The organism is Methylophaga sp. UBA5088, from assembly GCF_002414625.1.
Classification (GTDB): Bacteria; Pseudomonadota; Gammaproteobacteria; order Nitrosococcales; family Methylophagaceae; genus Methylophaga; species Methylophaga marina.
Map to the genome: position 1 here is coordinate 5,311 of NZ_DIAC01000114.1, position 7,733 is coordinate 13,043.

The 7,733-nt window shown below is 39.5% G+C and carries 7 protein-coding genes and 3 pseudogenes; 5 read left to right on the forward strand and 5 right to left on the reverse strand.

What is annotated here, in order from left to right; all coding sequences use genetic code 11:
• The 3 genes and pseudogenes from B4K20_RS14470 to B4K20_RS14480 form a co-directional block, all read right to left on the reverse strand.
• Positions 1 to 528: pseudogene (locus B4K20_RS14470) on the reverse strand (hypothetical protein); the annotation flags it as partial.
• Complete coding sequence (locus B4K20_RS14475; RefSeq protein ID WP_289283441.1) at positions 525 to 1,118, reverse strand: OmpA family protein; 594 nt, start codon at positions 1,116 to 1,118, stop codon at positions 525 to 527. The pseudogene B4K20_RS14470 and the gene B4K20_RS14475, both read right to left, overlap by 4 nt.
• A gap of 113 nt (positions 1,119 to 1,231) precedes the next feature.
• Positions 1,232 to 2,896 (reverse strand): hypothetical protein, encoded by a 1,665-nt coding sequence (locus tag B4K20_RS14480; protein ID WP_289283442.1) that lies wholly within the window; start codon positions 2,894 to 2,896, stop codon positions 1,232 to 1,234.
• Positions 2,897 to 3,147: 251 nt separating this feature from the next.
• On the opposite strand from B4K20_RS14480, the pseudogene B4K20_RS14485 reads away from it, so the two are divergent.
• From B4K20_RS14485 to B4K20_RS14500, 4 genes and pseudogenes are all read left to right on the forward strand, one after another.
• Positions 3,148 to 3,714 (forward strand): annotated as a pseudogene (locus B4K20_RS14485) (IS3 family transposase); the annotation flags it as partial.
• 441 nt (positions 3,715 to 4,155) lie between these two features.
• The gene (locus B4K20_RS14490; protein ID WP_289283443.1) at positions 4,156 to 4,311 is read left to right on the forward strand and encodes a GrlR family regulatory protein; all 156 of its coding nucleotides are present in this window, start codon (positions 4,156 to 4,158) and stop codon (positions 4,309 to 4,311) included.
• Between the two features lie 193 nt (positions 4,312 to 4,504).
• A complete protein-coding gene (locus tag B4K20_RS14495) occupies positions 4,505 to 5,110 on the forward strand; it encodes a hypothetical protein (RefSeq protein ID WP_289283444.1) in 606 nt (201 codons plus the stop codon).
• A gap of 128 nt (positions 5,111 to 5,238) precedes the next feature.
• On the forward strand, positions 5,239 to 5,772 hold the full coding sequence (locus tag B4K20_RS14500; protein WP_289283445.1) for an REP-associated tyrosine transposase: 534 nt from the start codon (positions 5,239 to 5,241) through the stop codon (positions 5,770 to 5,772).
• 186 nt (positions 5,773 to 5,958) lie between these two features.
• Here B4K20_RS14500 and B4K20_RS14505 read toward each other — a convergent pair whose 3' ends face one another.
• Positions 5,959 to 6,654 carry a hypothetical protein gene (locus tag B4K20_RS14505; RefSeq protein WP_289283446.1) on the reverse strand — a complete coding sequence of 232 codons (696 nt, stop codon included), beginning with the start codon at positions 6,652 to 6,654 and terminating at the stop codon, positions 5,959 to 5,961.
• 254 nt (positions 6,655 to 6,908) lie between these two features.
• On the opposite strand from B4K20_RS14505, the gene B4K20_RS14510 reads away from it, so the two are divergent.
• Positions 6,909 to 7,358 (forward strand): hypothetical protein, encoded by a 450-nt coding sequence (locus tag B4K20_RS14510; protein WP_289283447.1) that lies wholly within the window; start codon positions 6,909 to 6,911, stop codon positions 7,356 to 7,358.
• Positions 7,359 to 7,495: 137 nt separating this feature from the next.
• Here B4K20_RS14510 and B4K20_RS14515 read toward each other — a convergent pair.
• Positions 7,496 to 7,733 (reverse strand): annotated as a pseudogene (locus B4K20_RS14515) (oxygen-insensitive NADPH nitroreductase); the annotation flags it as partial.

Below are 7,733 nucleotides of genomic sequence, written 5' to 3' on the forward strand. Positions count from 1 at the left end.
AAAAAAATCATCAATCGTAAAATTTGAAAAGATTTTCCATTTGCTTGAACTGTTACGGTAATTTTCGTAATTGAGAAAGGCCAGACAGTTTTTACAAACTTCTAGCTCTACCTCATCATCAACGTCTTTGCCTGTTATTTGTTCGGTACCAAAGACTCTAAACAACCCTGAGAGATTATTCGTGACGCTGTATCTGTCAAACCGATTTTTTTGTCTCATTGACTTGAGCGTTTTGCAGTCAGCCACATGAAACTTCCTGCCTTTAGATGGATCCTCAATAACTTCACTTATCCTGAAGCTTTGATCAGGTATGAAAAGTAAGACTTGCCGTCCTTCTACACTCAATATTCCCTGAGAGGTATCAAGCTCATCGAGTGTAATTGATTTACCTTCGTTAGAGCTCAACTCCTTATCGATATCAAACTCTATGTCATCAGTTTGTGGGTTTAGGTGAAACTCATTTACGATCTCAGCACCCATTGCACTCACAACTTTCCATAGATGGGATAGGTCTACATCGAGTTTCACGCATCCACTTCCAATATCTGCTTGATACGAATATCAGCGTTAGTTATGACTCTGAAAGTGACCCTTCGTGATTTATCTTCATTCTCCACACCGTTTTCATAAATGGCTCTGGATGAGGAAAGACCAACTGCGGCGATGTTCTGTTTAATCCAGGGCTTGTATTTATCCTCCAATTCGGTGAGGTTGTATACATAATCGAGAACTGAGCGAGTACGACCTTGTGATAGTTCCATATTCAAGAAGTAAGCTTCGTTATTACTGACAGCGTTATTCCAGATACTACTTGTATGACCTTCAATCCTCACTTCATTGATCGATTCAGAAAATTTATCCAAAGTCTCCATATACCTTGGGAAAAAATCACTCAGGATGTATTTGTATTCTTCTTTCAAAGCAATTTCGCCGTTCTCAAACAACACATCCGGTGATTTGAAAGTGAACGTAATTGTTTCCTTATCAATTTCTGCATTCCATTTATCTATGTCATTATCAAACTCCCCCATCAAGGCGTCGTATATTGCAACTTGTGTGTCCTGATAGGCGACCGCTACTTTTTTTATTTTGTCTCTCTCAATGAATGCATTCCTCATTAATGAAATAGCTATGAACAGAAATACAATCATCAGCCCAGCCATCAAATCTGATACTGACAGCCAGTGAGAATCTTCAGTGTGGGATGAATCGTTGTGTCCACTCGAAAACATTAGTATTTACCATTGTTGGCTACGACACTTTGCATTTGTCCCACTAACTGTTGGTAATCGTTAGTGAACTGTCCGCTAATACTTGTAAGAGCCCTCCCCATCTCCTGCATGACACGGTTAACTTCTTCCTGCATAGTTCTGTCAATCATACTCACCTGTTTCTCAACTGATTCCCCAGTATCGTTGAGAGACTTTTGTATTGTCTCAGATAGACCATTCAACATCTTTTGCGCCTCTGATGCATGATGGCTTGTGGTGTTTCTGATGGACTCATCAAGTCTGTTCTGAATATCTTCAATCTGGTCACGAAATGCTTGTGATGTTTTGTTTGTCTCGTCAATCACACTCTTACCAGCAGATTCAATTTGAGTGGTAATGGCTTTTGAGCCCTCTGATATATCTGATATGAGAACTCTTAACTCTGAACTAAGATCCCGAATAGAATCTTCCATGAGCTCTTTTGTATCAGAGCTGTTTTTACTGATGTAGTCTGAAGATGTCTGCAGTGACTCATTGACGCGTTGACTGTTATCTACGAACACTTGAGCACCATCATTTATGGCTTTTTGTAATTCTGCACTGCTCTCAGTTAATCCCTTGGATAACTCACCAGTTGCATCATTGACTCCCTTCAAGGTGAGGTCAATCTGATCACGGATCTGAGGTACAGCATCAACAGCTCTATCACGTATGTCTTTGAATGCCTCCAAATGCCTAGATAACTCCTCAACTTGGGTCTGATTAGTTTTAATAATCGTATCCAGATGTTTCATGTTCGACGGAATATTCTCGGTATGAGTCTCTATGCTGGCGACGGATGTCTGAGTAGCAGTGATTGCTTTAACACCATTGTCGTATTGCTCGCGCATGTCTTGGAGTTGGGCTTTATAGTTTTCTTGCCACTCAACTAATTCATGCACAGCCTGGTTTAACTGTTTGAAATTCTCACCAAACTGCTCAACAAGATTATTGTTAAAGTCTGTAATAACTTCTTTTAATGCACTTATAACTTGCTCTGTGGCAGATTTAGACATCATATCTGCAAAGTCTTGAAGCTTGATCCAAAGCTTACTCTCGAACTCAGAAAAAGCCTCGGACTGCTTTTCTACATGTGTGTCTATATTTTCTAAATTCTTGAGAGCAGCTTTACTATTGTCGTTGATGTCAGAACGCATAAGCTTTAGCTGTCCAATAACACTACTCTCACTCTCCTCACCAATTGTGCGGGATAGGCTATCAAGGGATTGCCCCTGAGCTTCTATAGCAGCGAGTACTTCAGCAGGACTGACACTATCAGAGCTTCTTTTCGTACTTTTTTGAAACGCCATTATTATTGGAACAGCGACGCCTCTATAAATTAAAGACCAAGTAATTCCCCAAAGACTAGTGATGAATGCGGTTTTCATACCGGCCAATAGTTTTTCGATGCTGCCATCGATATTGGCTATTTCAAATCCCATCAGACCAATGACTATCCCGACGAACGTACCGAGAATACCCATACTCGTAAGTAGTGTAGGAACGAAGCTTGTATAGTTACGGAGTCTCTTAAATACCAGTGCGACAACAGCAACAATAAAAGCTGCGAGGATGGCATAGAGAAAAAATGAGGTTACTCCTGCAATTTCTAGGGAACGCAGGAAATTTTCTAAGTGTGATGACATTAGCCATTCCTTGATGAACTGTTACTCAGTTACCTGAATGGCTAGCTATCCTGTCTTTGCAGAGCGCCATCCTAGCAATTAAAAATGTTAACTCTATCGCAATAGTGACTGTGACACAATTTCAGCCACTTTCCTCATTGCTTACTTTTAATGATTGAATAGTCACCGATTTGCTAGACACCTTTCAGCCATTCAAAATGGCAATCAGAGGGGTGCAAATGAGCAACAAACGTTATCCCTGAGAATTTAAAATCGAAGCCGTCCGTCAAATCACAGACCGAGGTTACTCAGTAGCTGATGTATCACGTCGACTTGGCGTCACGGCGCATAGCCTTTACGCCTGGCTCAAGAAGTAAGGTCCGGAAGCACCACATTTTCAGCAACAAGCGGATGCCGATGCTGATATAAAACGCATCCAAAAAGAACTGAAACGCGTTACAGAAGAGCGAGACATCCTAAAAAAAGCCGTTGTAGATTCAACCTGTCAACGCAACACGTTTTTCAAACGATTCCAGCGTATTTGGCCGGTCAGGAAATTGTGTCGGTTGCTGGATGTTCACCCCAGTGGTTTTTATTCCTGGCTCAAAACACCCAAATCAAGCCGGGCGATAGCTGACCAGCGGTTATTAGGGCTTATTAAACAGTTCTGGCTAGAGTCTGGTGCGGTGTATGGCTATCGAAAGATTTACAGCGACCTACTCGAATATGGTGAGCATTGTGGTCCGAACCGCGTGTTGCGTCTGATGAAACAGGCAGGCATCAAAGCGCAAGTTGGGTACAGAAAACCTCGCTCATCAAAAGGTGACCTGCCCCCTGTCTTTAATCGAATCTCAGCTTAGTAATGCCCGTGGTTTGTGAATTATTTTTCTCGAGTCGATTGGCCGCAGCAAACTCCAATGGCGTTTGATAGCCAAGGGAAGAATGCGGTTGGTTTTCATAATCTCTCCCAGAGAGTACTTAGAATGGATAGAAATATCTCTACAGTGGTATATCAGACTCGATTTTTTTCCTAACGGTTGAAATAAACATTTTTCTTCAAATATATCGGCACGTTATCCAACATCAACTTTTCTGAAACTCTCAACGATTAATCTCATTTTTTATGAAATTCGATGTAATATTTATGAATCGAAAGTGACGTAACCCTTTGATTTATATATTTCTCAACGCTGTCATTATCTCAACTTATCTGAGATCCAACGAAAAAAGCCGACTTTTATGTCGGCTTTTTGTTTTAGTGGTTGCTAATGGAGTCTGACATGATAGAAGCTTTGTACGGAGTTGAGTTTGAATCAAACATGAATGATGCTGGGTATGGAGTTGTAGTACTAGAAACTGAACGTATTCTTGGCGGAGATTCTTCATTTGTTTTTGTAGGTAATTATAAGCTCGAAAACGGAATAATTAAGAATTAAGGCCGAAGTCAAATGTACTAATGATAGAAAAATACTCCAATCTATATTCGGTGATATTGACGAATTTACGTTAAGCTTATCGGGAAAACCTCAACGTAACGAGTTCATTCTTCAGGGATATATGATTGAAAATCCAGCAATGAAAATTGGAATCAAACTAACTCGAAGAGCAGAGCTCCCTTAAGCTTTTCATATGGAATGGGAGCTATTTACCAAACTTATCATAGCGATGGCTGCTATTTTTACCGCAGGCAAGGTTTTATTTGATGTTTTTCTTGTGGAAAGAACAAACTACAGGGAAGAGTATAAATTTGCTAAAGAGTTTATAGATGAGACAAGTAAAGAAAATCTCCATCCATATACTCTAGGCAAGGGCTATCAGGCAATTGCGGGAACAACCACAGTAAAAGCAAATGAAATAGAGTATATTTTATCTCTCGAAAATCCTATCCAATGCATCAATGATTTTGTTTTATCCAAGCAACTTTTTGAAAGATCGGATACAGATGATGATTTTAAGCTTATATTTAAAGACAAATATAAATCTGACCTCTCGAGAGATTGGAGAAAGAAGATGTACTTATTTCTATATTTTATCTTGGCATTTGGAGCGTTATCACCCTGGATAATTTCATCGGCACTTGAATTAGAAATTTCAAAAATTATTTCTTTATTGACTTTTACTGTGCCTGTACTTGGTTTATATGCATGGATGTCACTGCGAGCATATAGCAAGCTCCTTCGAGGTGAGCATATTTTTAATATCCAACAACATTCTTCAGCCCGTAGGTTGGGTTGAAGAATGAAACCCAACAAACACGCCTCAAATATCTAAACAACTCTCATATCATCAAAATGTTGGGTTTCGTTATCACTCAACCCAACCTACAATAATGGTTACTTTTTGTTTCACATGGATGGTGAACAATGCAATATCGACGCAGCTTTGTGGACGGTGGTACCTTTTTCTTTACGGTCACTTTATTGGAACGCTATAAAACGTTATTAACGGATAATATCGTTCTGTTAAAACAATCTTTCCAATACGTCAAACAAGCTCATCCATTTAACATCGATGCCATTGTTATCTTGCCCGATCATTTACATACCATTTGGACTTTGCCTGAAACTGATGCTGATTTTGCAATGCGTTGGCGATTGATTAAATCGACATTTTCGAGAGGCTTGCCCAAGGATGAGCATATCAACAAAACCCGGCACTCGAAAAATGAACGCGGTATCTGGCAACGTCGATATTGGGAACACTTAATTCGTGACGAAAAAGATTATATAAATCATGTTAACTATATTCATTACAATCCGGTTAAACATGGTTATGTCAATCAAGCCATCGATTGGCCTTATTCCAGCATTCATAAATTTGTTCGTGATGGAATAATTGATAGAAACTGGGGATATGATGAGAGTGTTGATATGAAAACATTTGGTGAGAGAAATTGAGTTTTATACCCTCCTTAGACATGTTGGGTGTCGTTATCACTCTACCCAACCTACAAACAAACATTGATATCTTTCGTAGGTTTGGTTGAAGCATAAAACCCAACAAATGCCCCCTCAAATAACAACAAATTACTTAAATCATAACTTGTTGGGTTTCGCTATAGCTCTACCCAACCTACAAGTACGTTATTTATCTTTTCTAATTAGATAACTATCTAATAAAGGCCAGATTTCTACTTTGTTGTTATATAGAGCGACTTTCTTATCATTGGCTGAGATAAGAATGCCTTTTGCAATCACTAGATTATTTTTACTGGTATCGAGCAAATAAGTGCAGCGGCCAACTTTTTCTTCACTCTGGCAACCTGATTCTACAAATATTTTCATTTGTTTTTCGGCATCTTGCTGGCCTCGTTGATAAGAAAATCCCACCAAAACTAATACGATTGAAACAATAAAGATGGGATAGGCTAACCACGAAAAAAGTTCATTAATCATCCCTCCTAATTGACTCCACTGCCACCGAGTGATGGTTAATATTTTTCTACCTTGATTTTCCTTGCTCAATTCTTCAAAGAACCAATCTTTACCATTTTCTTTAGCATGTCTTGCAAACAAAATTGCTGCTACACCACTAACCACTAGAAACACAAAGAAACCAAGAAAATAAGGCCATTTAGAGAGTAACCACCCTGCACCTAAAACACCGATGTACCAACTTTCTACCAAGACATCAGACATGTCTTTATCTATGAGTTCGTGACTTAATCCAAATGCAAAAATATGACCAATATGATAACTAAAGCCAGACAACAAAATACATGGCACAACTAGCGCTACCGCTGTTGCAGCTAACTTTAATAATCCCTCAATCTTTTCCATACATATCCCTGTTAAGCTCCACACACTTTTATATATTTGCTAGAAAGCCAAGCATAATAAATACAAGATAGGTTTGTATATTTAAAAGTGCACAAATCAAAGAGCGTGGCTTGGGTAGAAGCATGAACCCCAAAGAGCCTATCGAGGTAACGTCACTTGATCGAAGGTATGAGTTTTTCCCTGATTACTGCACGCATCTCAAAATAGCTGAATTAGATAGTATGCTAAACGCTTTTTAATAGCGGACTCCACATATGAAATGGCTACCTTCCCTTCTGGTAAGCATCCTATCTTCATTTCTCATCACCCAACAAGCACAGGCAGATACCGCGTTACGTTTAAACAATCCTTGTGAAGTGGCTATTGGCTATCTACTAGAGCCTGAAGCGGTTAATGAAGCTGAACTTCGTTCGGTTGTGTCAGCAGCTTTTCAGTCTTTACCTGTGACATTAGCTGAGCGTGATGATGCGAGATTAATTGTTCGGGTTGAGGAGCATGCTGGTCGTTTCCTGCTCTATGCAGACTTTCATCGACATGTGTTTTTTCCTGTTGATGACTCCATACAGAGTACATGGGGCTATGTATGGGGACGTTACGCCAAAAATATTATCAACGTCCGTGACATCAATGATGATTTAGCCTTTTTTATGCAAGAGTTTTTGCATCATTACCAACGGGCAAATAATCTCGACCACTGCTCTTGAACTCAATGAACAAAATTCAAGCATTGAAATAGCGAGACCAAAACCAACTTGAATTGTTCAATAATAGTATCGATATGAAAAACCATTACTGGAACTCTATGTTGGCAGGACTTTCACTCAGATGACTTTCCAAATATTTACTTAAACTTCAAGCCCTTTTTCTCAAGAAACGCTCTCATATGTGGACGCATTGGCTTGCTCATCATCGTGGCTATTTGATGTGTCCAGGTTTCATCACGCGAACCACTGGATCGGTTTTGATAGTAGGTTTTGCACGTTTCATTGTACTGTCCAAGTTCTAATTCATCTTCTTGATAAGACTCTTCTTTCAAAACGACATCGACAGGTAGCCTAGGCTTTTGCTCAGGCGCTGCA